Origin of the sequence: Microvirga sp. KLBC 81 (assembly GCF_003075415.1) — a bacterium.
Classification (GTDB): domain Bacteria; phylum Pseudomonadota; class Alphaproteobacteria; order Rhizobiales; family Beijerinckiaceae; genus Microvirga.
In genome coordinates, this window is record NZ_QDAH01000006.1 from 96,958 (window position 1) to 122,521 (window position 25,564).

Genomic DNA, 25,564 nt, shown 5'->3' on the forward strand with positions numbered 1-25,564 from the left:
CGATCAGAAAGCCAATAGGGGGCTCAAGCGGGAGTAATTAATGAGCCTTATCAACCTATCCGCGGTCGGAAACGCGCAGCATTCGCGTGACCCCTACGATCATCTTCTGGCGTCCAGATTCCTGAAGGAAGATGCGATCGAGGAGCTCCGGCGCGACTTTCCGCAGATCGACAAGCCGGGTTATCTCACGGTCGACGAGGTCAAGCTGCATGGCCGTTTCAAGCAGCTCATCGAGGAACTCGAAGGCCCCGAGTTGACGGAGGCCCTGTCAAAGAAGTTCGGAATCGACCTGCATCCCTATCCGCGCCTCACCACGATCATGAAGCGCTCGCAGCCGAAATACGGCGCAATCCACACGGACGGTCCATCCAAGGTCATGACCATGCTCGTCTACATGAATGACGAGTGGCAGAAGGACGATGGCGGCCGTCTCCGCGTGCTCTACGACGGCAAGAATTTTGAGCCCTACAAGCTGGAAGTGCCGCCGATGATGGGCACCATGTTCGCCTTCCTGCGCTCCGACAATTCCTGGCATGGCCACCTGCCGTTCGCCGGCGAGCGTCGCGTCGTCCAGATCGCCTGGGTGAAGAGCCAGGCGGACGTGGACCGCAAGAAGAAGCACAACAAGGTCGCCCAGTTCTTCAAGGGCATCTTCGGGCGGTAAGCCACAATTCTTGAAACATAGAAGGATCTTTTCGTCATGGCCGGCGCAAGGCCGGCCATGGCGGTAGGAGACAAATGTCTCGTTTGTGAACGGTGCTTATTCCGATGCAATCGCCTTGAGCTTCACCCGCCCGCGCTCCAGCACGAGGCCGAGCTGGCCGTTCTTGAGGGCGAGCGCCTTTTCGCCGAACAGAGCCCGGCGCCAGCCGTGCAGGGAGGGCACGTCCGCCGTGTCGCTCTCGGCGATGGCTTCCAGCTCCTCGACGGTGGCGACGATCTTGGGAGCCACGCCTTCCTGCTCGGCCACCGCTTTGAGCAGGACCTTCAGGAGATCGACGACGGCACCCGTATTGCCACGGCCCCGGCTGCGCTCCGGCACGGGGATGCTGGCGAAATCGCGGGTGACGCCGCGTTCCACGGCTTCCAGGATATCGGCGCCCGTGCGGGAACGCTCAAAGCCGTTGGGGATCGAACGCAAGCGGCCCAGAGCCTCCACGCTGCGGGGAGCAGAGGTGGCGATGTCGATCAACGCATCGTCCTTGAGGATGCGCCCTCGGGGTACGTCGCGGTTCTGCGCCTCACGCTCGCGCCAGGCGGCGACCTCCATGAGGACGGCGATCTCTTTCGGCTTGCGCAGGCGGCCGCCGAGCCGACGCCAGGCGTTGTTCGGATCCGCCTGATAGGTCTCCGGAGAGGTGAGGATGGACATCTCCTCTCTCAGCCAGCCGAGACGGCCGTTCTTTTCAAGCTGGGCCATCAGCGCCTCATAGACCTTCACCAGATGGGTGACGTCCGAGAGCGCATAGGTGAGCTGTGCGTCCGTGAGGGGCCGGCGCGACCAGTCGGTGAAGCGGGAGGATTTGTCGATCTTGGCCTTGGCGAGATCGTTCACCAGCTGTTCGTAGGACACCGAATCGCCGTAGCCGCAGACCATGGCGGCCACCTGGGTGTCGAACAGGGGATCGGGGACGATGCTGCCAAGGTTCCAGATGATTTCCAGATCCTGCCGGGCTGAGTGGAAGACCTTCACCACGCTCATGTTGGCCATGAGCGCCATGAAGGGCGCGAGACTGAGGTCCTCGGCCAGCGGATCGATGAGATAGGCGTCCGAAGGATCCGGCCCTGCCATCTGGATCAGGCAAAGCTTCGGGAAATAGGTGGTCTCGCGCAGGAACTCCGTATCGACGGTGACGAACGGGTGCTGGCTCAGGCGGGAGCAGGCGGCTTCGAGCGCCTCGGTGGTCGTAATCAAATCCATGGAGAAGTCTTTTAGCCGAACCTGTTGATGCAGGCGACTCCCCCTTAAGCTCTGCGGAGGGCTTTCCTCCGCTCTTTTGCCTGCCGTTCGGCCCGCTTCATGAGCCAATCCAGGATGTTGCGGTGGACCACGAGGCCGGTCTCCGCATCCTCCAGGCGCTCGATCCGGTCCACCCGGAAGCCGCGATAGCCGTCATCGGCCATGTCGATGCCGCCTAGGAGCATTTTGCCAGGGCCCACTTTCAGCTCGCGCGCGATCACCCAGCGCCGGGTCGGGTTGCCGGCCTGGTCCACATAGTCGATCTCAAGCGCGCCATCAAAGGGATAGACGTGCCAATTCCCCTCGATCCGCTCCTCGTTGGGAGCGTTCCGGCCATGTTGCAGCAGGGTTGTCGCGTGGTTCGTCATCATGAGGCTGATATGGTAATTCACGCTTTGTTCTTCAAGGGAAAAGCCTTGAAAAATAAGGATTTGGACAGAAAAGAGGGCCGGAACAAGCCCGGCCATGACGAGGAGAGCGTCGGTCACGCGATCCCGGATCGGCTCGCGCCGCCCGGGATGACTCCCACCACGTCACCCCGGGGCTCGTCCCGGGTATCCACGTCTTCATGGCTCAGCGGTTCTCAAGACGTTGATGGCCGGGACTGATCCCCGGATCATGTCCGGGGACGGCCATGACGGAGGGCTGCGACAAAGGAAGAGCTGAAATCCGGCCCATCCGCGCTCATTTCAGCCTTCCGCCTTGACTTCCCCGGCCTCCCATGGATGTTGCGCGTAACTCCGAACCAGCAGGCTTTTTCCATGTCCGCCTCCATGCACCGTTACCGTACTCACACCTGCGGCGCGCTCCGCGAATCCGATGTCGGCCAGACGGCCCGCCTTTCCGGCTGGTGTCACCGCATCCGCGACCACGGTGGCGTGCTGTTCATCGACTTGCGCGACCATTACGGCATGACGCAGTGCGTGATCGATCCGGATTCCCCGGCCTTCAGGCTGGCTGAGACCGCACGTTCCGAGTGGGTGATCCGCGTGGACGGCAAGGTGCGCAAGCGCCCGGCCGGCACCGAGAACCCGGAACTGCCCACCGGCATGATCGAGGTCTACATCACCGACATGGAGGTGCTTGGTCCGGCGGACGAGCTTCCGATGCCGGTCTTCGGCGACCAGGAATACCCGGAGGAGACCCGCCTCAAGTACCGGTATCTCGACCTTCGCCGCGAGAAGCTGCACAACAACATCATGAAGCGTGGCGCCATCATCGACAGCCTGCGCAACCGCATGAAGTCGAGCGGCTTCTTCGAGTTCACGACGCCGATCCTGACGGCCTCGTCGCCCGAAGGCGCGCGCGACTTCCTGGTGCCCTCGCGCATCCATCCCGGCAAGTTCTACGCGCTGCCGCAGGCCCCGCAGCAGTTCAAGCAGCTGATCATGATGTCCGGCTTCGACCGGTACTTCCAGATCGCGCCGTGCTTCCGCGACGAGGACCCGCGCGCCGACCGTCTGCCGGGCGAGTTCTATCAGCTCGACGTGGAGATGAGCTTCGTCACGCAGGAAGACATCTTCCAGACCATGGAGCCGGTGATCCGAGACACGTTCAAGGAGTTCGCGGACGGCAAGCCAGTGACGGATGTGTTCCCGCGCATCCCGTATTTCGAGGCGATGCTGAAATACGGCTCCGACAAGCCGGATCTGCGCAACCCGCTCGTGATCGCCGACGTGTCGGAGGTGTTCGAGCGTGAGGACGTGACCTTCAACGCGTTCAAGAACGTCATCAAGTCCGGCGGCGTGGTGCGCGCCATTCCGGCCACGGGCGCAGCCTCGCAGCCGCGCTCCTTCTTCGACAAGCTCAACGACTGGGCCCGTACGGAAGGTGCGCCCGGCCTCGGCTATATCGTGTTCGAGGAAGAAGGCGGCCAGATCCAGGCCAAGGGCCCCATCGCCAAGTTCATCCCTGACGAAGCGCAGGCCATCATCCGGGAGAAGGCCGGCATCAAGGCTGGCGACGCGGTGTTCTTCTCGGCCGGCGTCGAGGACAAGGCAGCCTCGCTCGCCGGCAAGGCGCGCGTGCGCATCGGCGACGAGCTGGGTCTTGGCAACAAGGACCAGTTCGCCTTCTGCTGGATCGTCGACTTCCCGCAATACGAGTGGAACGAGGACGAGAAGAGGATCGACTTCTCCCACAACCCGTTCTCCATGGGCAACATGGACCACGACGCCTTCATGGCGCTCGATCCGTCGGACAGGGACAGGATCCTCAAGATCACGGCCTTCCAGTACGACTTGACCTGCAACGGCTACGAGATCGCTTCGGGCTCGATCCGTAACCACCGCCCCGACCGGATGGTGAAGGCCTTCGAGATCGCAGGTTACGGCGAAAGGGAAGTGATGGAGCGCTTCGGCGGCATGTACCGCGCCTTCCAGTACGGCGCACCGCCCCACGGCGGCATGGCGGCCGGCGTGGACCGCATCGTGATGCTGCTCTGCGGCGCGCAGAACCTGCGCGAAATCACGCTCTTCCCGATGAACCAGAAGGCGGAAGACCTGCTGCTCGGCGCGCCCTCCGAGGCGACACCCAAGCAGTTGCGTGAGCTGCACATCCGGACGCACCTGCCGGAGAAATAATGAGCCTCGCTCCGGGGGCGTGAAGTCAGTAGCCGCGTCGTCGCCGGCTTGTCACTCCACCTCGTCGAGATCGTACCTGCCGTCGTCATGGCCGGGCTTGTCCCGGCCATCCACGTCTTGAGAACCAAGGCGGTGAAAAGGCGTGGATCCCCGGATCGAGTCCGGGGATGACGTGGAGAGTGCCGGGAGGGCGCACGGTCCTGCCGGTTCGTCCACTCGCCCGGTCTCGCATCGCCCGTGCCTTATTTCGTCCTGCAGGAGGCGAGGGGGGAGACGGACCGCTTCATCTTCCCGACCGTCTTGCGTTCCGGGCAGAATTGTCATGCCTGCATCCTTCGTCTCCTCTCCCCGCGAGAGAAGAACATTGACGCGATGGCTAAGGGCGCGCACAAGGACCTTTCAAGTTAAACGGCTGGTGTAAGGAGCGTCGGCGATGGGAGAGAACATCTCGCAGGATCTGAAATCGGGGGCGATGTTCTATCACCAGCATCCGCGCCCTGGTAAGCTCGAGATCCAACCCACCAAGCCTCTCGGCAACCAGCGCGACTTGGCTCTGGCCTATTCCCCGGGTGTTGCCGCCCCCTGCGAGGCCATCGCCGCCGATCCGAATGAGGCCGCCAATCTCACCTCCCGCCAGAACCTGGTGGCCGTGATCTCCAACGGCACCGCCGTGCTGGGCTTGGGCGATATCGGCCCGCTCGCCTCCAAGCCCGTGATGGAGGGCAAGGCGGTCCTGTTCAAGAAGTTCTCCGGCATCGACGTGTTCGACATCGAGGTGGCCGAGAAGAATGTGGACAAGCTCGTCGAGGTGATCGCAGCCCTCGAGCCCACCTTCGGCGGCATCAACCTGGAAGACATCAAGGCGCCTGAATGCTTCGAGGTGGAGGAGCGGTTGAAGGCCCGCATGGGCATTCCGGTTTTCCACGACGACCAGCATGGCACTGCCATCATTGTGGGCGCGGCTGTCACCAACGCGCTTGAACTCGCGGGCAAGGACATCGCCGAGGTGAAGATCGTCACCTCAGGCGCCGGCGCTGCCGCGCTCGCCTGCCTCAATCTTCTGGTCTCGCTCGGCGCGAAGCGCGAGAACATCTGGGTCACGGATATCGAAGGCGTGGTCCATGACGGCCGCAACGAACTCATGGACCGCTGGAAGTCGGTCTATGCGCAGAAGACCGATGCGCGCACGCTCAGTGACGTGATCCCGGATGCGGACGTGTTCCTCGGCCTCTCGGCCGGCGGCGTGCTGAAGCCCGAGATGGTGGCGAAGATGGCGCCGCGTCCGCTCATCCTCGCGCTCGCCAATCCCTATCCTGAGATCATGCCGGAAGACGCCGAGGCCGCGCGCCCCGACGCCATGATCTGCACGGGCCGCTCGGATTACCCGAACCAGGTCAACAACGTCCTCTGCTTCCCCTACATCTTCCGCGGCGCGCTCGATGTGGGTGCGACCACCATCAACGAGGAGATGAAGGCCGCCGCCGTGAAGGCGATCGCGAGCCTTGCCCGCGAGGCCCCGTCAGAAGTCGTGGCGCGCGCCTATGGCGGCGAGGCGCATCCCTTCGGCCGCAAGTCACTGATCCCGAGCCCCTTCGATCCGCGTCTCATCCTGCGCATCGCGCCGGCTGTGGCGAAGGCCGCCATGGATTCGGGCGTCGCCAAGCGCCCGCTGGAGGATCTGGAGGCTTACACCGAGTCCCTCGGCCGCTTCGTGTTCCGCTCCGGCTTCATCATGAAGCCGCTCTTTTCCCAGGCGAAATCCGACCCGAAGCGTGTGATCTACGCCGAGGGCGAAGACGAGCGCGTGCTGCGCGCGGTGCAGGTCATCGTCGAGGAAGGCATCGCCAAGCCCATCCTGATCGGCCGTCCGAACGTCGTGGAGGCGCGCATCAAGCGCTTCGGCCTCTCGATGGAGATCGGTAAGCATTTCGAGCTGGTGAACCCCGAGGACGATCCGCGCTATCGCGACTACGTCGCGTCCTACGTGGAAGCCGCTGGCCGCAAAGGCATCACCCCCGATGCGGCAAAAACGCTGGTTCGCACCAACTCCACGGTCATCGGTGCACTCGCCGTGCGGCGCGGCGATGCGGATGCGCTGATCTGCGGTCTCGAGGGGCGCTTCCAGTCCCGCGTGAAACACATCAAGGACATCATCGGCCTTGCCCCCGGCGTGCACGAGATGGCGGCTCTGTCGCTCGTCATCACGACAAAGGGCGCATACTTCCTCGCCGACACGCATGTGCAGTTCGACCCGAGCGCGGAGGAGATCGCCGACATGGCGATTGCCTGCGCCAGCCACGTGCGCCGCTTCGGCATCGAGCCGAAGATCGCGCTGCTCTCCCACGCCGACTTCGGCGCGGCCGATACGCGCTCTGCCGTGAAGATGCGCGAGGCGCTCGCCTGCATCAACGAACGCGCGCCCGATCTCGAAGTCGATGGCGAGATGCAGGCGGATGCCGCTCTCTCCCAGATGATCCGCGACCGTGTGAATCCCGGATCGCGCCTGAAGGGCGAAGCGAACGTGCTGATCATGCCGAACCTGGATGCGGCCAACATCGCCTTTCAGTTCACGAAGATCCTGGCGGATTCGCTCCCCGTCGGTCCGATCCTCATCGGTCCCGCGAAGCCCGCGCATATCCTCACGCCGTCGGTCACGGCGCGCGGTATCGTGAACATCACGGCCATCGCCGTGGTGGAGGCACAGGCCGCCGAGCAGGACCAGCCGCAGCTGATTTGATCCGATCTCGAGAGATATCGATTATTTGTCATGGCCGGGCTCGTCCCGGCCATCCACGTCTTAGGGCGGGTTAAAGGCGTGGATCCCCGGAACAAGTCCGGGGATGACGAGCAGTGCGATCACTCCGCCTTCGCGGTGATTTTGAGCTTCTCCAGCAACAATTTCGGATCGGACGCGAGCATCACGTCCATCACACCGAAGCCGGAAGGGTTCTTTGGCTGCGCTTCGATCGTGAGCTTGCCAGGCTTCTCTATGAAGCGAGCAATGGCCTGGCCTAATGTCCGGGATTGCTCCGAATTGCCGATCATGCTCGATAGAACGAGCGGCGTAGCGCCTGAATACATTTTCTGCAGCGCCTCGGGCGTTGTCCCTTCTTCCTTCGCGGCCTTGGCGAGATAGCGCTCGACCAATCCCCGATTCTCAACCACGACGTTGGCCGACTTCGCCTTCGCACCGATCAGAGCGGCTGAAGCGGTTGCTTCATCGGGGCTGAAAAGATCCGGGCTGACATTGCCGATGAGGCCCGTCAGGCGCACGCTTCCCACGTCCTTGGTGTCCATCGAGAATTCCTTGATGGCGATCTCGTGCGTGGATTCGTTCCAGGTGGCAGCCAACACGAAAGAGCTGTCGATGGACTTGTATCCGAGAGCTTGAAGTTGCTGGGCAAGCTCATCGTCGCTGCTGTCCGAAAGGGTCATGGAGACATTGCGCTGCTCGAAGCGGATATTCGTCGGGATGCCGTTCAAGGGCTTGTCCGCCGTCACCTCCATGAGCCCCCAAACGACGCTCACGCGCTCGTTGGGCTTGTCCTCGGCCGCGGGAGCATCGATGCTCATGTCCGTGATGCGCAGCGTTCCGAGCGTCGGGATGAGGCTGCGCACGGCGGCATGATCAAGGTCCGTCAGCGGCTTGCCTTCGAGAGCCTTCAGGCCATTGAGTGTCGGCGTGATGGAAAACCCGGTGAGGCTGATCGAGCCGATCTTCAGGCTGGCGTTCGTGTCCTTGAACGCGATGCCCTCCACGCGCACTTCGGCGGGTTGCGAGCCGGTGGCGCCGGTATAAGCCACACGGGCGACAGAGCCGGTTCCCTTGCTCTCCTTGCTGTCATCCTTGAAGGTGATGCCGGTGGCTTCAACGAGACCCGCATCGAACGCGCCGAGAAGATCGGCTGCCGTCAGCAGGATGCGGGTTTCCTCTTCAGGAGAGGTCTTTTCCTTGTCGGAAAGCTCCTTGATGAGAGCGATGGTGCCGTTCCAGGAATCCTTCGTCGGACGAGCGATGAGGTCCCGACCATTGATGCGGGCGATCTGGGTGCTGTAGTTACCCCCGGCATCGGTCACGTCGACCTTCTCGATGGAAAAGGCGCCATGAATCCGGCTCAAGGGTGCGGAGGCATCCTTCGTCTCGAAGAGCTTCACGAAAGTGGGGAGGTCAAGGTCGGTGACAGTGGTTCGGCCATAGCTGATCAGGGTAGGGCCTTTCTCGCCGGTCTCCTCCATGGCCGTAGTCTCGATGACCGTCGAGGCCACCTTGCCCCGGACGATGTCGGACATCGTGGCGTTCCGGTAGAGGCTCGTCTGCGTTTCCTTGCCGAGCTTCTGCGTGACCTTGAGCTCAGGAATGATCACCTGCTTGGCATCGATTTTGGAAAGCCGATCCGCAAGGGAGACGGCGCTGGAGGAAAACAGGGACTCGAGTTCCTGACGCGCGACCGAAACACCGGTGAACTCGATCCGCTGCGCCTCATAGGTAAGGGGGCCCCAGGTGAAGCGGACATTCTCGAGCGCGAAGCTGTCGGAGGATTGGGCGAGGGCCGCGCTCCAGAGCGAGGTTTTCACGGCCCCGACAGCGACGTGCTGCGTGCCGTTGCCAAAGGCAAGATCACGAAGAACCGTCGGCTCGAACTGCATGACCGCGGTGCCGGCCATCAGGGCGAGCGCGCATACGCCTGAACGGTGAAGAAGCTTCATCATATCCCCGCGAAGAAGAAGGCCTGAAGCCCTCAAAGCTCCAGGCCGGAAAACCTTCACGGGAGGCTAGAACGAGGGACAGAGTTTCACAAGGAGAACGACGTGCCGCAGCCGCAGGAAGCGGTGGCGTGGGGGTTCTCGATCTTGAAGGACTGGCCGATCAGGTCGTCCACGAAGTCGATGACCGAGCCGTCCATGTACTGGATGGATACCTCGTCCACCACGACGGTCGCCCCGTCCTTTTCGATCACGAGGTCGTCGTTCTGGCGCGTCCGGTCCACGTCGAAGGCGTATTGGAACCCGGAGCAACCGCCTCCATTGACGCTGATTCTCAGCATCGAGCCTTCAGGTTCCGAGGCCATGATCTCGTTGATGCGGCGGGCGGCGCGTTCAGTCAGGGAAATTCCAGTCATGGGTCTTTCCGGTCCTTATAAGGACATAAGAGCATTTTCAGGCGAAGTGGATACCGGTTCGCCGTCAGAAAATGCGCTGATTCAACAAATCCTAGGGTAATTTGCTTCCTGCAAAGCAGCAAATTACCCTAACCTTGGACAAGCTCTTGATCTGCATGATTTTATCGGGAAACCGGATGCCACTTTCCTGAATCATGCTCTAAAGACCAAGGTAAGTGCGCCCTGACGAGGCTTCAACCCGAGGATGATCCGTGCGGCCCTTTGGCGAGAGATGGCGAGCCTCCTATGCCTGCGATCCGTGGGCGAGCCGCGGTCGGCTGTATCCTGAGGCGGTGTCGCCGACCCGCAGCGATTTCCAGCGCGACCGGGACCGGATCATCCATTCCTCGGCCTTCCGGCGGCTCAAGCACAAGACTCAGGTCTTCGTCTATCACGAGGGTGACCATTTCCGTACGCGCCTGACCCACACCATCGAGGTGAGCCAGATCGCCCGCGCCTTGGCCCGCTCGCTTGGTCTCGACGAGGATCTGGCGGAGGCGCTGGCGCTCTCCCACGACCTTGGCCACACGCCCTTCGGCCACACGGGTGAGGATACGCTCGACGAGTGCATGGCGGGCTTCGGTGGCTTCGACCACAATGCCCAGGCCTTGCGGGTCGTCACGCGCCTTGAGCGCCGCTATCCCGATTACGATGGCCTGAACCTCACCTGGGAGACACTGGAAGGGCTGGTGAAGCACAATGGACCGCTGCTCGATGCGGAGGGTAAGCCGACCCTGCGCTATGTCGAGCGCGGCGTGCCGCTTGCGATCATGGAATACAATGCCGTTCAGGATCTGGAACTCGCCACCTTCGCCAGCGGCGAGGCCCAGGCTGCCGCGATTGCCGACGACATCGCCTATGACGCCCATGACATCGACGATGGCCTGAGGGCAGGGCTGTTCAAGATCGACGATCTGCGCGAGGTGCCGTTCCTCGAGGGGATTCTCGCCGAGATCGACAGCCGCTGGCCGAATCTCGAACTCTCCCGGCGCATCCACGAGCTGACCCGGCGGGTCATCACCCGCTTCGTGGAAGACGTGGTGGCCGAGGGCGACCGGCGGATCGCGGCTCTGGCGCCCAAGAGCGCCGAGGATATCCGTAAAGCCGGCGAGACGATGGTATGCTTTTCCAAGGAGATGCGCGAGGCCGATGCTGCCATCAAGCGCTTCCTCTATTCCCGCATGTATCGCCATCCCGAGGTGATGCGTGTCCGCGCCCAGGCAGATCAGGTGCTGCGGGACCTGTTCAATCGCTTCAAGGCCGAGCCCGAGCTGATGCCGGAGGAGTGGCAGGCGGATCTCCCCAGGGACGACGAGCCGCGTCTCGCCCGCCGCGTGGCGGATTACATCGCAGGCATGACGGACCGTTATGCCATCCTTGAACACCGACGCCTGTTTGACGTAACGCCGGACTTGCGGTAGGCGCGGCTCAGTCTTTTTAAAGTCTACCAACGCAGACCTCATCCTGAGGAGCCGCTTGAGCGGCATCTCGAAGGATGATCCAGAGTGCTCTGGAGACGCCCTGATCCTTCGAGACGGCCTTGCAGGCCTCCTCAGGATGAGGGCTTGCGAAGCGTTTTGTCGGCTGTGATCAGGGCCAGTCGCCCATTGAGATGAAGTGCCATGAACATTTTCGGGTTGTTTGAGAAGCGGGTTGCCGATGCGCTTGGCCGTTTGGCGGGCGAGGGAAAAATTCCATCGGGGCTGGACGTGAGCCGCGTCGTGGTCGAGCCGCCGCGCGATCCCTCCCATGGCGACCTCGCCACCAACGCCGCCATGGTGCTGGCGAAAGAGGCGCGCATGAACCCGCGCGCTCTCGCCGAGATGCTCGTGGCCGATCTCCAGAATGACCCGCGTGTCACGAAGGTGGATATCGCGGGCCCCGGCTTCATCAACATCCGCTTGGCGCCGCAGGTGATGCACGAGGTGCTGCGCGCCGCCGTGGTGGATACCAACGGCTTTGGCCGTAGCGGGCAGGGGTCGGGTGAGCCCATCAACGTGGAATACGTCTCCGCCAATCCGACCGGCCCGATGCATGTGGGCCATTGCCGTGGCGCGGTGTTTGGCGATGCGCTCGCCGGACTTCTCGACTTCGCCGGCTACGAGGTGACCCGCGAGTACTACATCAACGATGCGGGCGCGCAGGTCGATGTGCTCGCCCGCTCCGCCTATCTCCGCTACAAGGAGGCCCTGGGCCACGACGTCGGCGAGATCCCGGAAGGCCTCTATCCCGGCGATTACCTCAAGCCCGTCGGCGAGCGCCTTGCGAAGGAGCACGGCAAGAGCCTGCTCGACAAGCCGGAAGCCGAGTGGCTGCCGCTCGTGCGCGAGGCCGCCATCAACGCCATGATGGACATGATCCGCAACGATCTCGCGGTGCTCAACATCCACCACGACGTGTTCTTCTCCGAGCGCTCCCTGCAGCAGCCCCCCGTCGATCAGGTGAAGGAGCTCATCACCGAGCTGCGTGGCCGCGATCTGGTCTATATGGGCCGCCTCCCTCCGCCCAAGGGGCAGAAGGATGAGGATTGGGAGGATCGCGAGCAGCTTCTCTTCCGCGCCACCGCCTTCGGCGACGAGGTGGATCGTCCGCTGCTGAAGTCGGACGGCTCCTACACCTATTTCGCCTCCGACATCGCCTATCACCGCTCCAAGTACGAGCGCGGCTTCGCCTCCATGATTGACGTGTGGGGCGCGGATCACGGCGGCTACGTGAAGCGCATGCAGGCGGCCGTGAAGGCCGTCACGGACAACAAGGGCGACCTCGATGTGAAGCTCTGCCAGCTCGTGAAGCTCCTGCGTGGTGGTGAGCCGGTGAAGATGTCCAAGCGCTCCGGCGACTTCGTGACTCTGCGCGACGTGGTGGACGAGGTGGGCCGCGATGCGGTGCGCTTCATGATGATCTTCCGCAAGAACGATGCCCCGCTCGACTTCGACCTTGCCAAGGTGGTCGAGCAATCGAAGGACAACCCGGTCTTCTACGTTCAGTACGCCCATGCCCGCTGCGCCTCGATCTTCCGTCAGGCGGCGGAGGCGTATCCCGGCGAGGATTTCTCGGCCATGCAACTCGAGAAGGCCGACTTCACGATTCTCAGCGATGAGTCGGAGACGGATCTCATCCACCGCATCGCCCAGTTCCCGCGCGTGGTGGAGGCTGCCGCCGAAGCACACGAGCCGCACCGGGTCGCGTTCTACCTCTACGACCTCGCCAGCGCCTTCCATAGCTTATGGAATAAGGGCAAAGACTTGCCGCAATTACGCTTTGTTAATCTAACTGATAAAGATTCAACGAAAGCGAGGCTCGCTCTCGTGCATGCCCTCAAGGGTGTGCTCGCATCTGGCCTCGCGATCCTGGGCGTCACGGCACCCGATGAAATGCGCTAACATTTTCATAAGCGGTTCAGCCGCTTAGGGGAGGTTTGTGCCGGATGCTGTCACGTCGTGCCGGCGGAGCGTTTGGGCTCCTGTCGCGTAACTGGAGAACCGGCGCATGAGCGAATCAGTGAAGCCCCGTTTTGCCGTCGATCTCAACGAGATCGAGCGGCACCTTGCCCAGGCGGGCTCCCCTCAGGTCCAGCCCGCCGCACCGCGCAGCAACGATCCGCTGGCCGAATTGGCCCGGATCGTGGGCCAGGACGACCCTTTTCAGGCCATTTTGGCCAATGACGGTGCTGCGCATCCGCGCCAGCAGTCGTCTGCTATCGACGATCTTTTTGTGGCCCGCGACACTGTGACGCCGGCTCCTCGCCAGGTTCAGCCGCAGGCGCGCTCGACCGAGTTCGGCGTCCGCGATTTCAACACCGGCGGCTATGCCCCCCAGCCCGAGGCTCCGCGCAGCAATGGCCAGGCCTATGGCTACCAGCAGCCCGCCCCGGCTCAGCAGGATGCCTACAACGAGGCCGCCTATGCGGACGAGTATTACGACGACGGTGCGGACGGCTATGACGGCGCTGCTTACGCAGGGCCTGAGCGATTGGATTATCCGGCGGTCGAGAAGCCCCGGTCCCGCAAGGGCCTGATCGCCATCGGCGCCGTTGTCGGCGCTATCGTGATCGGGGGCGGTGGTGCCTATTTCTTCGCCAGTTCTCCGACTGGAACAAGCGGTAAGCCGATCCTGGTCCAGGCAACCACCGATCCGGTGAAGGTGCAGCCGCAGAATCCGGGCGGGGTCGAGATCCCGAACCAGAACAAGCAGATCTACGAGCGCGCTCAGCAGACCGAGACCAAGGTTGTGAACCGCGAGGAGCAGCCTGTCGATGTGAAGCAGGCCGTGCGTTCGACTGGCGGAGCCGTGGCAGATGCCACCGGTACGACCGTTCCTGGTGCGTCCGGTCAAGCTCGCGGCGCGTCCAACAGCCTGAACCTCGGTGAGCCGCGCAAGGTGCGAACGGTCACGATCCGCCCCGATGGCTCCGTGGTTGGAGCGCCGGAGCCTGCTCCGGCTGCTTCTCCGGTTCCGACCATGACCATGCCGGCTACCCCGGCAGCACAGCCCGCAGCGGTTCAGACGGCTTCTGGTCAGCCCAAGCCTGCTGCGGCGACGCCTGCAGCGCCGGCTCCCACGCCGAAGCCAGCTCCTGCAGCCGCGACGCCGGTGGCAGCAACGCCTGCCGCCACTCCTGCGCCGCAGAAGGTTGCCTCGGCCCAGCCGGTTCCAGTGGCGGCTCCTGCGGCGACGGCGGATACGACCACCGCAGGCGGCTATGCGGTCCAGCTAGGCTTGGCGAACACGGAGGATGCGGCGGCTTCGGCCTTTGCCTCCTATCAGCGCAAGTATCCTGATCTGGCCGGCGCATCTTCCCTGATCCGCAAGGCCGAGGTGAACGGCAACACGATCTACCGCGTCCGGGTCGGACCCATGTCGCGGGATGAGGCTTCCGCTCTCTGCTCCAAGCTGCAGGGGCAGGGCGGCCAGTGCTTCGTGGCTAAGAATTAAAGGCAGACTTGGCCGGTAACTTGGCCGACAAGACTCCTTGACCCTTCCATCCAAGGGACGTAAGGCGCGGGCATGAAAACCCGCGCCTTTATTGCTGGCTGTTCCGGCCATGAGCTCACCCCCGATGAGATCGCCTTCTTCAAGGAGGCTGCTCCCTGGGGATTCATCCTGTTCCGCCGGAATATCGACAATCCTGAACAGGTGAGGGCGCTCTGCGCCGCCTTGCGGGAAACGATCGGAAGCGAGGATGCCCCCATCCTGATCGACCAGGAGGGCGGCCGGGTTCAGCGCATGGGCCCGCCCCATTGGCCGAAATACCCGTCCGGCGCCACTTACGGCGCCCTTCACGCCAACGATCCTTTGGTTCAGCGGGAACTCGCCCGCCTCGGCGCGCGCCTGATCGCCCATGACCTGCGCTCCGTTGGCGTGACCGTGGATTGCCTGCCCGTGCTCGACGTGCCTTCGCCGGGCGCTCACGACGTCATTGGCGATCGGGCCTATGGCAAGACGCCGGAGAAGGTGGCCGTCCTCGGCCGGGCTGCCGCCGAAGGGCTCCTGGCGGGCGGCGTCCTGCCGGTCGTCAAGCATATGCCGGGCCATGGTCGGGCAGGGGCCGACAGCCATCTGGCGCTTCCGGTGGTGGATGTCTCCCGCGAGGAGCTGGAGCGCCACGATTTCGCGCCCTTCCGCATGCTGACCGATATGCCTCTCGCGATGACGGCTCACGTCGTCTACACCGCGCTCGACCCGGAGAGGCCCGCGACGACATCCCCAGTTATCATGGAGGAGATCATCCGGGGTCATATCGGCTATGACGGCCTCGTCATGACCGACGACCTGTCCATGAAGGCCTTGTCGGGTTCCTTCCGGGAAAAGACCGAAGCTGCCTTTGCGGCAGGCTGCGACATGGCTCTCCATTGCAATGGCGATATAGAGGAAATGTCGGCTGTGGCCGAGGGGGCGCCCATCCTTGAAGGGGCTTCCCTAAGGCGAGCCGAGGCTGCGCTTTCCCGCATCCGGCACGAGCCGGAGCCGCTCGATCCTGTGGATGCGCGTGCAAGACTCGACGCCGCGCTTGCGATGACGTCTTAAGCGTCCCAAGGTCGAACCCGCTTCAGTTGAGTATCGTCCATGGCCAAGCCCTTACCTTTTGAGGATGTCGAGCCCGCCGCCGAGCGCGCGGAAAGCGAGCCCGCGCTCCTCGTGGACGTGGACGGCTTCGAAGGCCCGCTCGATCTTCTGCTGGAGCTGGCCCGCCGCCAGAAGGTGGACCTGCACCGCATCTCCATCCTGGCTCTGGCCGAGCAATACATTGCCTTCATCGAAGAGGCGCGCCGCATGCGCCTGGAGCTGGCGGCAGATTACCTCGTGATGGCGGCCTGGCTCGCCTATCTGAAGTCCCGCCTCCTGCTGCCCGAGCCGCCAAAAGGCGAGGAGCCGAGCGCGGAGGATCTGGCGACGGCACTGGCCCTGCGCCTGCGCCGCCTTGAAGCGATCCGTGAGGTCGCCAAGAAGCTTGGCGAGCGCTCCCTGCTGGGCCGCGACGTGTTCGCCCGAGGCGCGCCCGAGCCTGTCGTCATCAACCGGGACGCCCGCTACGAGGCGAGCCTCTATGACCTGCTCAAGGCCTATGCGCAGCAGCGTCAGGTGCAGTTCAACAGCAAGGTTTCCCTGCACAAGCGCAATGTCTGGTCACTCATCGATGCCCGCGAGGCGCTGGAGCGGCTCGTCGGCCACTTGAGCGATTGGGTGACGCTCGATACCTATCTGGTGGAATACATGGTCGAACCCTCCATGCGGCCGACCGTTCTGGCCTCCGCCCTGTCCGCGACCCTGGAAATGGTCCGCGAGGGCAAGCTCACGATGAGGCAGGATGAAGCCTTCGCTCCGGTCTGGGTCAAACCCGTTGCCGACCCGGCCGAGACAGGAGCCCAATCATGATGGATGAAACAGCCGAAATCCAAGACGTCGAGGCTCCCGAAGAGAATTCCGTCGAGAACCGCATGCCCGACCATGGCGAGGCGATCCGCATTGCCGAGGCGCTGCTGTTCGCCTCCGCTGATCCGCTGAGCGCCGACGAACTGGCCGGCCGCCTGCCGGAGGGGGCGGATATCCAGAAGATCCTTGAGGACCTGCAGGAGATTTATGCGCTCCGCGGCGTCAATCTCGTCCGCGTGGCGGGCAAATGGGCGTTTCGCACCGCGAGCGATCTTGCCTTCGTGCTCGCCCGTGACGTGGTGGAGCAACGCAAGCTCTCCCGCGCCGCCATGGAGACCCTGTCGATCATCGCCTATCACCAGCCGGTGACCCGCGCCGAGATCGAAGAGATCCGTGGCGTCGCCACCTCCAAGGGCACCCTCGACCTGCTGCTGGAGACCGGCTGGATCCGCCTGCGCGGTCGCCGCAAGGCGCCGGGCCGACCCGTGACCTATGGCACCACGCCCGCCTTCCTGGACCATTTCGGTCTTGATGCCATCGAGGACCTTCCGGGCCTCGAGGAACTCAAGGGCGCAGGCTTCATCGAAGGGCGCGTGCCCTCCGACATGTCCGTGCCGGTGCCCTCCGATGCGGAGGCGCTGCGCGAGGATGAGGATCCCCTGGATCAGGACGAACTCTTCCAGGAGCCACTTGAGATGCACCAGACCGGGACCGGCGAGACCAGCGGGGAATGAGCGACAAGCCAGCCGTGTCCGCCCGCGACCGTTTCCGGCTGCCCCGATGGGGGCAGCGCGGCACGGCTGGCGCGTCCATTCCGGCCCAGCTCTCCTTCGAGAACATTGTCCAGACCTACAATTCCACCGAAGTCCTCAAGGGCGTGTCTCTGATCGTCGAGCCGGGTGAGCTCGTCTGCCTTCTTGGTCATTCGGGCTGCGGCAAGACTACGCTTCTGCGTATTGCGGCGGGCGTCGAGGCTCCCACCTCCGGTCGGGTCCTGATGGATGGCCGCGAGGTCAGCGGGCCGAAGAATTTCGTGGAGCCGGAGCGGCGCGGCATCGGCCTCATGTTCCAGGATTACGCCCTGTTCCCGCACATGACGATCCTGCAGAACGTGATGTTCGGCTTGAAGGACCTCTCCGCCTCGGAGGCCGATATCGCCGCCCGCCGCGCCCTGTCCCGCGTGGGCCTCGAGCATTACGCCAACGAGTTCCCTCACACGCTCTCCGGCGGCGAGCAGCAGCGCGTGGCGCTGGCACGCTCCATCGCGCCGAGGCCCGGCGTGCTGCTCATGGACGAGCCATTCTCGAACCTCGACCGGCGCATGCGCGATGCGATCCGCGACGAGACCGTCGCAATCCTGAGAGAAACCCGCGCTACGACCATCGTGGTCACGCATGATCCGGAAGAGGCCATGCGGATCGCGGACCGGATCGTTCTGATGAGCGCCGGCACCATCGTCCAGCAGGGACCTGCCGAGGAGATCTACCGAAAGCCGGTCAATCTCTTTGCGGCCCGGTTCTTCTGCGACTTCAACGAGATCGAAGGCACCGTGAAAAACGGGCAGGTGACCTGTCCGGTGGGCGTGTTCCCCGCCCCGCATCTGGGGGATGGCCCGGCCATCGTCTGCGTGCGGCCGCAAGGGGTGAGGCTCAAGCCTCAAGGCTTCTGCCTGCCGGGACGTGTGGTATCACGCCGCTTTCTCGGCGAGGTCGATCTGGTGCATATCGATGTCCCGGGCCTCGACCGGCCGCTTCAGGCCCGCGTTCACGATCCCGTTGGCGTGAGGGAAGGACAGGATGTGGGCATCGAGGTTGATCCAAAGGATGTCCTTGTTTTCGCCGCGTCGGACGCCTAGGTTGACGGCGAGTTCATATTCCAAGTTCGCGCCTCTCGGGGCGCAGGAGGATTGCCATGGGTGGCGCTAGTATTTGGCACTGGATCGTTGTCGGTCTGATCGTTGTCCTGCTGTTCGGACGCGGCAAGATCTCCGATCTGATGGGTGATGTTGCCAAGGGCATCAAAGCCTTCAAGAAGGGCATGAGCGAGGACGATACCGCAAAGCCGGTGCCGCCTTCCGAGCCCGTGCGCACGATCGATCATCAGGCCGGCACGCAGACCAACGCCGCGACGACGGACCACAAGGTCGGTTGAGTTCTTGGGTAGCAGCCGCTCTTCGTGGCTGCGGTGAGTTGAGTAAAGGCAGGGTCGAGGCCACGCCATGTTGGACATGAGCTGGGGTGAGGTCATGGTGATCGGCGCCGTCGCGCTGATCGTGATTGGCCCAAAGGACCTGCCGCGCGCTCTGCGGACGGTTGGACAGGTCACGAGCAAGCTTCGCCGCATGGCGGCGGAGTTTCAGGGCCAGTTCAACGAGGCCATGCGCGAAGCCGAGCTCGACGAGGTCAAGAAGCAGCTTCAGGGCGTCAACGACTCCGTTTCTTCTCTCAACACGGATTTCAACCCTATCCAGACGATCCGGGATGAGTTGAAGGACGCTGTCGAGGAGCCGGTGGTGGCTTCGCCCGAAGCCCCTGTGCAGCAGCCCACCGGGGACGCGTCGATCCAGGCGATCGTGGAAGGCCGGGCGCCTGCGCCGACCACTCCGCTCCCGCAGGTCGATTTGCCGCCCCCGCCCATGGACGATCCGGCTGAAGCCATAGCCGAGTCCCTGCGCCGTGAGGCCGAGATCGAGGCGAAGAAAGCTGCCGCTGCTCAATCGGCTCCAGAACAAACGGACGCGAAAGCCTGATGACCACCGCCGTTGAAGAGGATGAGGTCGAGGCATCGCGCGCGCCTCTGATCGAGCACCTGACCGAGCTGCGCTCTCGCCTCATCAAGGCGATGGTGGCGTTCGTCGCCATGTTCTTCGTCTGCTTTGCCGCCGCGAAGTACATCTACAATGCGCTCGTGTGGCCTTATGTGCTGGCGGTCGGTTCGCCCGAGAAGGCGCATCTCGTCTATACGCACGGCCTCGAATATCTCTTCACGCAAATCCAGGTGGCGGCCTTCGGTGCTGGCTTCCTGGCCTTCCCGGTGATCGCGGTGCAGATCTACAAGTTCGTGGCGCCGGGGCTCTACAAGAACGAGCGGCGGGCCTTCCTGCCGTACCTCATTGCGACGCCTGTTCTCTTCGCCATCGGTGCAGCCTGCGTTTACTTCATCGCCATGCCGCTGCTCATGCGTTTTTCCGTGGGCATGCAGCAACTGGCGACGGAAAGCGGCCCGGCCATCGAATTTCTCCCGAAGGTCAGCGAATACCTGTCGCTGATCATGACCCTGATCTTCGCGTTCGGCATCTGCTTCCAGTTGCCCGTAATCCTGACCCTTCTGGCCCGCGCCGGGATCATCGATTCGCAGTTCCTGAAGGAAAAGCGGCGCTACGCCATCGTTGTCGTCTTCGTGATTGCGGCGGTTCTGACCCCGCCTGACGTGATCAGCCAGTTCGCCCTTGCGGTCCCCACCTTGCTTCTTTACGAGGCGTCCATCTTCTCCGTCCGCATGGTGGAGAAGAGGCGCGCGGAAGCCGAGGCCGCGCGTGCGGCGGAAGGGTAAGGCCCAAAAAAGCCTCCGGAAGGCCGTTCAACCTTGGCGTGAACAACGGGGCGGTCTGTGCTAAGGGCAGGCCGCATCATCAAGCAGGTCCTAGACTCCCATGCACGACATCCGTTCCATCCGCGAGAATCCCGCGGCTTTCGACAAAGGCCTCCGGAACCGGGGCATGGAGCCCTTGTCCGAGCGCCTGGTCGCCCTCGACGATGCCCGCAAAGCTGCCGTCTCCGCGCTGCAGGCCGCCACCGAGCGCCGCAACGCCATGTCGAAGGAGATCGGCCAGGCCAAGGCCAAGAAGGACGAGGCGCGTGCGCAGGAGCTGATGGCGGAGGTCGCCCGCATCAAGGAGTCGATGCCGGAGCTGGAGGAGGCCGAGCGCGCCGCCGACAAGGCCCTTTTCGAGGCTCTCGCCTCCATCCCGAATATTCCCAAGGAGGACGTTCCGGTCGGCTCCGACGAGCACGGCAACGTGGAGCGCCATCGCTTCGGCACGCCCCCGACGATCAACAACGCCAAGCAGCATTTCGAAATCGGCGAGGCCCTCGGCCTGATGGATTTCGAAACCGCCGCCAAGATGTCGGGCGCTCGCTTCGTGATCCTCAAAGGCCAGCTCGCCCGCCTGGAGCGCGCGCTCGGCCAGTTCATGATCGACCTGCACATCAGCGAGCACGGCTACACGGAAGTGAACCCGCCGCTTTTGGTGCGCGACGACACCATGTTCGGCACGGCACAGCTGCCGAAGTTCGAGGACGATCAGTTCTGGGCTTTCCCCGGCAACTCTCTTGAGCAAGCGGTTGTGGCTGCTTTCGAGGGCCAGCCGCGTGAGGCTGTGCGGAAGATCATCAAGGATACCCGCTACGGCATGATTCCGACGGCGGAGGTCACGCTCACCAATCTCGTGCGCGAGCAGATCCTCTCCGAGGAGGAGCTTCCGCTGCGCTTTACCGCGCTCACGCCGAGCTTCCGCGCCGAGGCGGGCTCTGCCGGTCGCGATACACGCGGCATGATCCGCCAGCACCAGTTCGTCAAATGCGAGCTCGTCTCGATCACGACGCCGGAAACGTCGGCGGAAGAGCATGAGCGCATGCTCACCTGCGCCGAGAACGTGCTGAAGAAGCTGGAGCTGCCGTTCCGCACCCTGACGCTCTGCACGGGCGACATGGGCTTCTCCTCGACCAAGACCTACGACATCGAGGTGTGGCTGCCGGGACAGGGGACGTATCGCGAGATTTCGAGCTGCTCGGTCTGCTCCGACTTCCAGGCACGGCGCATGAATGCCCGCTACCGCTCGGCCTCCGAGAAGTCGCCGCGCTTCGTGCACACGCTCAACGGTTCGGGCCTTGCCGTCGGTCGCACGCTCGTTGCGGTTCTGGAGAACTACCAGAACGAGGATGGCAGCGTGACGATCCCGACGGCTCTGCAGCCTTATATGGGCGGTCTCACCCGCATCGAGGCCTGAGGCTGACATGCGCATTCTCTGCACCAACGACGACGGCATTCATGCTCCAGGGTTGAAGACCCTGGAGGCCATCGCCCGCAATCTTTCCGACGATGTGTGGGTGGTGGCGCCGGAGACGGACCAGAGCGGCGTCGCGCATTCGCTCTCGCTCAACGATCCGTTGCGCTTGCGCGAAATTTCCAGCCGGCATTTCGCCGTGAAGGGCACGCCGACGGATTGCGTGATCATGGGCGTGCGCGAGCTGATGCGCGAACATAAGCCGGATCTCGTGCTCTCCGGCGTCAATCGTGGGCAGAATGCCGCTGAGGACGTGACCTATTCCGGCACGGTGGCTGGTGCCATCGAGGGCACGCTTCTCGGCGTTCCCTCCATCGCACTCTCGCAGGCTTATGGGCCCGGCACGCGGAATTCTCCTCGGTGGCATTGCGCCGAGCATCACGGCCCGAACATCATCCGCAAGATCATCGATGCGGGCATCGAGAAGGGCATTCTCGTCAACGTGAACTTTCCGGATTGCGAGCCGGAGGAGGTTCAGGGCACGGCGGTGGTCAATCAGGGGCAGCGCACGCAGGAACTTCTGCGTCTTGATGCGAGGCTCGATGGACGCGGCAATCCCTATTACTGGATCGCGTTCGAGCGTGGCCCGTTCACGCCCGGCAACGGCACGGATCTATGGGCGCTCGCCCACAAGCGCATCGCGGTCACGCCTTTGCGCATCGACATGACCGACGAGCCCACGCTCACGCGTTACGCGCAAGCCTTCGGGTAGAGACACGATGAGCCGAGAGCCCTTCTCCGAAGCGGAAGCCCGCAGTGAGCAGGAGGCTATCGGCGTTGCATCGTTCGTCCTGTCGCTGCGCGCCAAGGGCATTCGCAACACGGCATTGCTGCGCGCCATGGAACTCGTGCCGCGCGATGTGTTCGCGCCGCGCCGTTTCCGTGATCTCTCTCGCACCGATGTGGCTCTGCCGCTTCCCTGCGGGCAGACGATGACCGCGCCGGGCACGGTGGCCACGATGCTGCTGGCGCTGGGTGTCGCGCCTGGGCAACGCGTTCTCGAGGTCGGCACCGGCACCGGCTATGTCACGGCACTCTTGGCGCATCTCGGTGCGGAGGTGACGACGGTCGAGCGTTTCAACACGCTGGCTGAAAGCGCAGCCCAGCATCTCAAGATCGTGGAAGCAGGCAAAGTGCGCATGGAAATCGGTGACGGTCTTGCGGCGCGTGTGCGCGAGCGGTTCGACCGCATCCTGCTCAACGGCGCGCGACCTGAAATTCCGCAGACGCTGACATCGCTGCTCGGTCCCGGCGGGCGTCTCGTGGGAGCGTTGACACAGGACGGAGCCCCGCGCCTCGTGCAGATCGAGCGTTTGCCGGATGGGGAATTCACCCGGAACCTGGGAGCGCCGTTGCGCATTTCCCCGCTCGTCACCGGCATTGCGGCGACACTCTGATCAAATCGAAAAATTTTTGCGGCACGGTTACGACAATGTTCATGTCGTCAACCCTTGCTTAACCTGAACAGGGTTTTAATGGCCCCATCGAGTTGCGTGCGGTTGGGGTAATTAAGTCATGCGTTTGCGTGTGGGTTCTGGGCATTGGGTTGCGGCTTCGCGGATCGCTTTGGTGAGTTTGATCGGCAGTGCGGCGGCTGCCTGTAGTGGCGAGAGCTTGCGGTTCTCGGAGAACCCGTTCTCGAATCCGTTTGCGAACAGCGAACGCGTCGCGCCCGGCACGCCTACGGCATCTCAACCCGCTCCGTCCTATGCAGCGACTCCGATGCCGACCTCTCCCGTTCAGGCGCAGGCGCTACCCCCGGTGCAGGCTCAGCCGCTGTCTCAGCCCTCGCGCGTGGCATCGGCCCCCGTCGCCACTCCGGTCCAGCAGCAGCCCCGTCCCGTCGCGATGACCCCCGCTCCTGCCCAGCCGAAGATGCGCCTCGTCGATCAGACGAAGGTCGCGGTGAACAATGAGCCGGCTCCTGTCGAGACATCCCGGCGCGTTCGTCCCGGCATGAATTCTTCCGTGCAGCAGGCGCAGGCCCCGGTTGCCGCTCCGGCTCCGGCACCCGCCAAGTCCTCTCCGATGCAGCAGGTCGCTTCGGCCACGAATGAACCGCTCGTGTCGCCAGCACGTCCTGTCGAATCTCAGAAGGTTGCGGCCATTGAGCCCCAGCCCGTGAAGCCCGCTCCGGTTGCCACGCAGTCAGTCGCTCCGGCTCCTGCTCCCGCGTCGGCTCCGCAGCCTGAGGCCGCGAAGGCTCCGGTGGCTGAGCCCGAGCAGACGGCGAGCCTGTCAGCCAGCAACTTCCGCTGGCCGGCCCGCGGTCGCGTCATCGCAGGCTTCGGCGCCAATGGCGGCAACGAGGGCATCAACATCGCCGTTCCCGAGGGCACGCCAGTGAAGGCTGCCGAGGCCGGCACCGTGACCTATGCGGGCAGCGAGGTGAAGGGCTACGGCAACCTCGTCCTCATCCGCCACGACAACGGCTACGTTTCCGCCTACGCCCACAACGGCTCGCTCAGCGTGAAGCGCGGCGAGCAGGTGAAGCGCGGTCAGGTGATCGCCACCTCCGGCCAGACCGGCAACGTGACCTCGCCGCAGCTCCACTTCGAGATCCGCAAGGGCGCGACTCCGGTCGACCCGATGAAGCATCTCGCGGACTAAGTTCGACGACAGGTTTAGATTGGCTTTCGAGACCCGAGGCTGATCAAGCGAGGGGACGGTGGAGCTCAGCCACCGTCCTTTTGTCTTTATAATCATCGAAATCGCAGCCCTCATCCTGAGGAGCAGACGAAGTCTGCGTCTCGAAGGAGATTCCAGCGTGCACTGGCGCCTCCTTCGAGACGGCGCTTTCGGCGCCTCCTCAGGATGAGGATGGTGCTGTTGGAAAGGTGCTTAAATTGCCTTGCCCAGGCGGCCCGCCAGATCCTGAATGAACTGCCAGGCCGTGCGGCCGGAGCGGGCGCCCCGGGTGGTGGCCCATTCCAGCGCCTCGGCGCGGATGGCATCACGGTCGGCATCGAGCCCCAGATGGTTCACATAGCCGAAGACCATGTCCAGATATTCGTCCTGGCTGCACTTGTGGAAGCCGAGCCACAGGCCGAAGCGGTCGGACAGCGACACCTTCTCCTCCACGGCCTCGCCGGGATTGATGGCGGTCGAGCGCTCGTTTTCCATCATGTCGCGGGGCAGCAGGTGGCGGCGGTTGGACGTGGCGTAGAAGATCACGTTGTCCGGCCGGCCCTCGATGCCGCCTTCCAGCACTGCCTTCAGAGACTTGTAGGAGGTGTCGTCCGCATCGAAGGAAAGATCGTCGCAGAAGACGATGAAGCGGTGCGGGTCGGAGCGTAGAATGCCCATCAGGTCGGGCAGGGTCTCGATATCCTCTCGGTGGATCTCGATGAGCTTGAGGGCGCGAGCGTCTGCCGCCTTTGTGGCATTGATCTCCGCATGGACCGCCTTCACCAGGGAGGACTTGCCCATGCCCCGTGCGCCCCAGAGCAGGGCGTTGTTGGCGGGCAGGCCCCTGGCAAAGCGGGCGGTGTTCTCGGCGAGCTGGTCCCGCACCCGGTCGATGCCTCTCAGCAGGGTCATCTCGACCCGGTTCACCTTCGGCACAGGCGAGAGCCGGCGGGCCGCCGCGTGCCACACAAAAGCATCCGCTGCCGCGAAATTGGCCTGGGGAGCGCCTGCAGGGGCTATCCGCTCCAGGGCGTCGGCAATGCGCTTCAGGAGAGCCATGGATTCGGGGGAGGTGAGGTCTGCGGACATGGGCATCTGACATCAAGAAACGGTGAGGAGGCCGTGCTTAGCGCAAAAACCGCCCTCCGGTCCATGGAAGAGGAGTCGGAAAGCCCGCAGGAGGCTTAGGAAAGGCCTCCAACTTCATTGATTTCGTGGAGTCGATCGGTATAGTCCGCCCACTTTCAATCCTGTCTGGCGCGGGTGGGCCTTAGAGAAGTGCCCGCCTCGCGCCTTT

The 25,564-nt window shown here is 63.6% G+C and carries 22 protein-coding genes; 17 read left to right on the forward strand and 5 right to left on the reverse strand.

Annotated elements, in window-relative coordinates; all coding sequences use genetic code 11:
• The first annotated feature begins 40 nt into the window (after nt 1–40).
• On the forward strand, nt 41–664 hold the full coding sequence (locus DC522_RS06590) for a 2OG-Fe(II) oxygenase (RefSeq protein ID WP_116527896.1): 624 nt from the start codon (nt 41–43) through the stop codon (nt 662–664).
• Between the two features lie 96 nt (nt 665–760).
• Here the strand turns inward: DC522_RS06590 and rnd are convergent, their stop codons facing one another.
• Together rnd and DC522_RS06600 are read right to left on the reverse strand one after the other, a co-directional pair.
• A complete protein-coding gene (gene rnd / locus DC522_RS06595; RefSeq protein WP_116527897.1) occupies nt 761–1,921 on the reverse strand; it encodes a ribonuclease D in 1,161 nt (386 codons plus the stop codon).
• 44 nt (nt 1,922–1,965) lie between these two features.
• Nucleotides 1,966–2,352, reverse strand: a complete 387-nt coding sequence (locus DC522_RS06600; RefSeq protein ID WP_245444015.1) for a hypothetical protein — start codon at nt 2,350–2,352, stop codon at nt 1,966–1,968.
• A gap of 381 nt (nt 2,353–2,733) precedes the next feature.
• Here DC522_RS06600 and aspS point away from each other — a divergent pair, with 381 nt between their 5' ends.
• Nucleotides 2,734–4,542, forward strand: coding sequence for an aspartate--tRNA ligase (aspS, locus tag DC522_RS06605; protein ID WP_116527995.1), 1,809 nt, complete (start codon nt 2,734–2,736; stop codon nt 4,540–4,542).
• Between the two features lie 433 nt (nt 4,543–4,975).
• Nucleotides 4,976–7,279: an NADP-dependent malic enzyme gene (locus DC522_RS06615; RefSeq protein ID WP_116527899.1), complete on the forward strand. Its 2,304-nt coding sequence runs from the start codon at nt 4,976–4,978 to the stop codon at nt 7,277–7,279.
• A gap of 119 nt (nt 7,280–7,398) precedes the next feature.
• Here the strand turns inward: DC522_RS06615 and DC522_RS06620 are convergent, their stop codons facing one another.
• Together DC522_RS06620 and erpA are read right to left on the reverse strand one after the other, a co-directional pair.
• Nucleotides 7,399–9,252 carry a hypothetical protein gene (locus tag DC522_RS06620; RefSeq protein ID WP_116527900.1) on the reverse strand — a complete coding sequence of 618 codons (1,854 nt, stop codon included), beginning with the start codon at nt 9,250–9,252 and terminating at the stop codon, nt 7,399–7,401.
• Nucleotides 9,253–9,335: 83 nt separating this feature from the next.
• Nucleotides 9,336–9,662 (reverse strand): iron-sulfur cluster insertion protein ErpA, encoded by a 327-nt coding sequence (erpA, locus tag DC522_RS06625; RefSeq protein ID WP_116527901.1) that lies wholly within the window; start codon nt 9,660–9,662, stop codon nt 9,336–9,338.
• A gap of 251 nt (nt 9,663–9,913) precedes the next feature.
• Between erpA and DC522_RS06630 the strand changes: the two genes are divergently transcribed.
• The 14 genes from DC522_RS06630 to DC522_RS06695 all read left to right on the forward strand — a co-directional run bounded on the left by DC522_RS06630 (nt 9,914) and on the right by DC522_RS06695 (nt 24,249).
• Nucleotides 9,914–11,122 carry a deoxyguanosinetriphosphate triphosphohydrolase gene (locus DC522_RS06630; protein WP_116527902.1) on the forward strand — a complete coding sequence of 403 codons (1,209 nt, stop codon included), beginning with the start codon at nt 9,914–9,916 and terminating at the stop codon, nt 11,120–11,122.
• 201 nt (nt 11,123–11,323) lie between these two features.
• Complete coding sequence (gene argS, locus DC522_RS06635) at nt 11,324–13,084, forward strand: arginine--tRNA ligase (RefSeq protein ID WP_116527903.1); 1,761 nt, start codon at nt 11,324–11,326, stop codon at nt 13,082–13,084.
• 106 nt (nt 13,085–13,190) lie between these two features.
• Entirely contained in the window at nt 13,191–14,636 is a 1,446-nt protein-coding gene (locus DC522_RS06640) for an SPOR domain-containing protein (protein ID WP_116527904.1), read from the forward strand.
• Between the two features lie 72 nt (nt 14,637–14,708).
• The gene (nagZ, locus tag DC522_RS06645; protein ID WP_116527905.1) at nt 14,709–15,728 is read left to right on the forward strand and encodes a beta-N-acetylhexosaminidase; all 1,020 of its coding nucleotides are present in this window, start codon (nt 14,709–14,711) and stop codon (nt 15,726–15,728) included.
• A 39-nt stretch (nt 15,729–15,767) separates the two neighbouring features.
• Nucleotides 15,768–16,577 carry a ScpA family protein gene (locus DC522_RS06650; RefSeq protein ID WP_116527906.1) on the forward strand — a complete coding sequence of 270 codons (810 nt, stop codon included), beginning with the start codon at nt 15,768–15,770 and terminating at the stop codon, nt 16,575–16,577.
• Nucleotides 16,574–17,308, forward strand: a complete 735-nt coding sequence (gene scpB, locus DC522_RS06655) for an SMC-Scp complex subunit ScpB (protein ID WP_165820069.1) — start codon at nt 16,574–16,576, stop codon at nt 17,306–17,308. The genes DC522_RS06650 and scpB overlap by 4 nt, the downstream gene beginning before the upstream one ends.
• Nucleotides 17,305–18,429 carry an ABC transporter ATP-binding protein gene (locus tag DC522_RS06660; RefSeq protein WP_116527907.1) on the forward strand — a complete coding sequence of 375 codons (1,125 nt, stop codon included), beginning with the start codon at nt 17,305–17,307 and terminating at the stop codon, nt 18,427–18,429. Before scpB ends, DC522_RS06660 begins: the two co-directional genes overlap by 4 nt.
• A 56-nt stretch (nt 18,430–18,485) precedes the next feature.
• Nucleotides 18,486–18,725 (forward strand): twin-arginine translocase TatA/TatE family subunit, encoded by a 240-nt coding sequence (locus DC522_RS06665; protein ID WP_116527908.1) that lies wholly within the window; start codon nt 18,486–18,488, stop codon nt 18,723–18,725.
• 67 nt (nt 18,726–18,792) lie between these two features.
• Nucleotides 18,793–19,323, forward strand: coding sequence for a Sec-independent protein translocase protein TatB (gene tatB, locus DC522_RS06670; RefSeq protein WP_116527909.1), 531 nt, complete (start codon nt 18,793–18,795; stop codon nt 19,321–19,323).
• A complete protein-coding gene (tatC, locus tag DC522_RS06675) occupies nt 19,323–20,126 on the forward strand; it encodes a twin-arginine translocase subunit TatC (protein WP_116527910.1) in 804 nt (267 codons plus the stop codon). The genes tatB and tatC overlap by 1 nt, the downstream gene beginning before the upstream one ends.
• A gap of 100 nt (nt 20,127–20,226) precedes the next feature.
• Nucleotides 20,227–21,582 carry a serine--tRNA ligase gene (gene serS, locus DC522_RS06680; RefSeq protein ID WP_116527911.1) on the forward strand — a complete coding sequence of 452 codons (1,356 nt, stop codon included), beginning with the start codon at nt 20,227–20,229 and terminating at the stop codon, nt 21,580–21,582.
• A 7-nt stretch (nt 21,583–21,589) separates the two neighbouring features.
• Nucleotides 21,590–22,351: a 5'/3'-nucleotidase SurE gene (surE, locus tag DC522_RS06685; protein ID WP_116527912.1), complete on the forward strand. Its 762-nt coding sequence runs from the start codon at nt 21,590–21,592 to the stop codon at nt 22,349–22,351.
• 7 nt (nt 22,352–22,358) lie between these two features.
• Entirely contained in the window at nt 22,359–23,036 is a 678-nt protein-coding gene (locus tag DC522_RS06690; RefSeq protein WP_116527913.1) for a protein-L-isoaspartate O-methyltransferase, read from the forward strand.
• 172 nt (nt 23,037–23,208) lie between these two features.
• Nucleotides 23,209–24,249 (forward strand): M23 family metallopeptidase, encoded by a 1,041-nt coding sequence (locus DC522_RS06695; protein WP_245444017.1) that lies wholly within the window; start codon nt 23,209–23,211, stop codon nt 24,247–24,249.
• A 231-nt stretch (nt 24,250–24,480) separates the two neighbouring features.
• Here DC522_RS06695 and DC522_RS06700 read toward each other — a convergent pair whose 3' ends face one another.
• Nucleotides 24,481–25,356 carry an ATP-binding protein gene (locus DC522_RS06700; RefSeq protein ID WP_116527915.1) on the reverse strand — a complete coding sequence of 292 codons (876 nt, stop codon included), beginning with the start codon at nt 25,354–25,356 and terminating at the stop codon, nt 24,481–24,483.
• Nucleotides 25,357–25,564: the final 208 nt, after the last annotated feature.

Bases quoted from the DNA above. Each gene is read 5' to 3' on its own strand.
- tatB (WP_116527909.1), top strand. From the start codon at position 18,793: ATGTTGGACATGAGCTGGGGTGAGGTCATGGTGATCGGCGCCGTCGCG.
- DC522_RS06690 (WP_116527913.1), top strand. From the start codon at position 22,359: ATGAGCCGAGAGCCCTTCTCCGAAGCGGAAGCCCGCAGTGAGCAGGAG.
- surE (WP_116527912.1), top strand. From the start codon at position 21,590: ATGCGCATTCTCTGCACCAACGACGACGGCATTCATGCTCCAGGGTTG.
- serS (WP_116527911.1), top strand. From the start codon at position 20,227: ATGCACGACATCCGTTCCATCCGCGAGAATCCCGCGGCTTTCGACAAA.
- DC522_RS06640 (WP_116527904.1), top strand. From the start codon at position 13,191: ATGAGCGAATCAGTGAAGCCCCGTTTTGCCGTCGATCTCAACGAGATC.
- DC522_RS06700 (WP_116527915.1), bottom strand. From the start codon at position 25,356: ATGTCCGCAGACCTCACCTCCCCCGAATCCATGGCTCTCCTGAAGCGC.
- argS (WP_116527903.1), top strand. From the start codon at position 11,324: ATGAACATTTTCGGGTTGTTTGAGAAGCGGGTTGCCGATGCGCTTGGC.
- DC522_RS06620 (WP_116527900.1), bottom strand. From the start codon at position 9,252: ATGATGAAGCTTCTTCACCGTTCAGGCGTATGCGCGCTCGCCCTGATG.
- DC522_RS06665 (WP_116527908.1), top strand. From the start codon at position 18,486: ATGGGTGGCGCTAGTATTTGGCACTGGATCGTTGTCGGTCTGATCGTT.
- nagZ (WP_116527905.1), top strand. From the start codon at position 14,709: ATGAAAACCCGCGCCTTTATTGCTGGCTGTTCCGGCCATGAGCTCACC.
- DC522_RS06590 (WP_116527896.1), top strand. From the start codon at position 41: ATGAGCCTTATCAACCTATCCGCGGTCGGAAACGCGCAGCATTCGCGT.
- erpA (WP_116527901.1), bottom strand. From the start codon at position 9,662: ATGACTGGAATTTCCCTGACTGAACGCGCCGCCCGCCGCATCAACGAG.
- tatC (WP_116527910.1), top strand. From the start codon at position 19,323: ATGACCACCGCCGTTGAAGAGGATGAGGTCGAGGCATCGCGCGCGCCT.
- DC522_RS06650 (WP_116527906.1), top strand. From the start codon at position 15,768: ATGGCCAAGCCCTTACCTTTTGAGGATGTCGAGCCCGCCGCCGAGCGC.
- DC522_RS06615 (WP_116527899.1), top strand. From the start codon at position 4,976: ATGGGAGAGAACATCTCGCAGGATCTGAAATCGGGGGCGATGTTCTAT.
- aspS (WP_116527995.1), top strand. From the start codon at position 2,734: ATGCACCGTTACCGTACTCACACCTGCGGCGCGCTCCGCGAATCCGAT.
- scpB (WP_165820069.1), top strand. From the start codon at position 16,574: ATGATGGATGAAACAGCCGAAATCCAAGACGTCGAGGCTCCCGAAGAG.
- DC522_RS06660 (WP_116527907.1), top strand. From the start codon at position 17,305: ATGAGCGACAAGCCAGCCGTGTCCGCCCGCGACCGTTTCCGGCTGCCC.
- rnd (WP_116527897.1), bottom strand. From the start codon at position 1,921: ATGGATTTGATTACGACCACCGAGGCGCTCGAAGCCGCCTGCTCCCGC.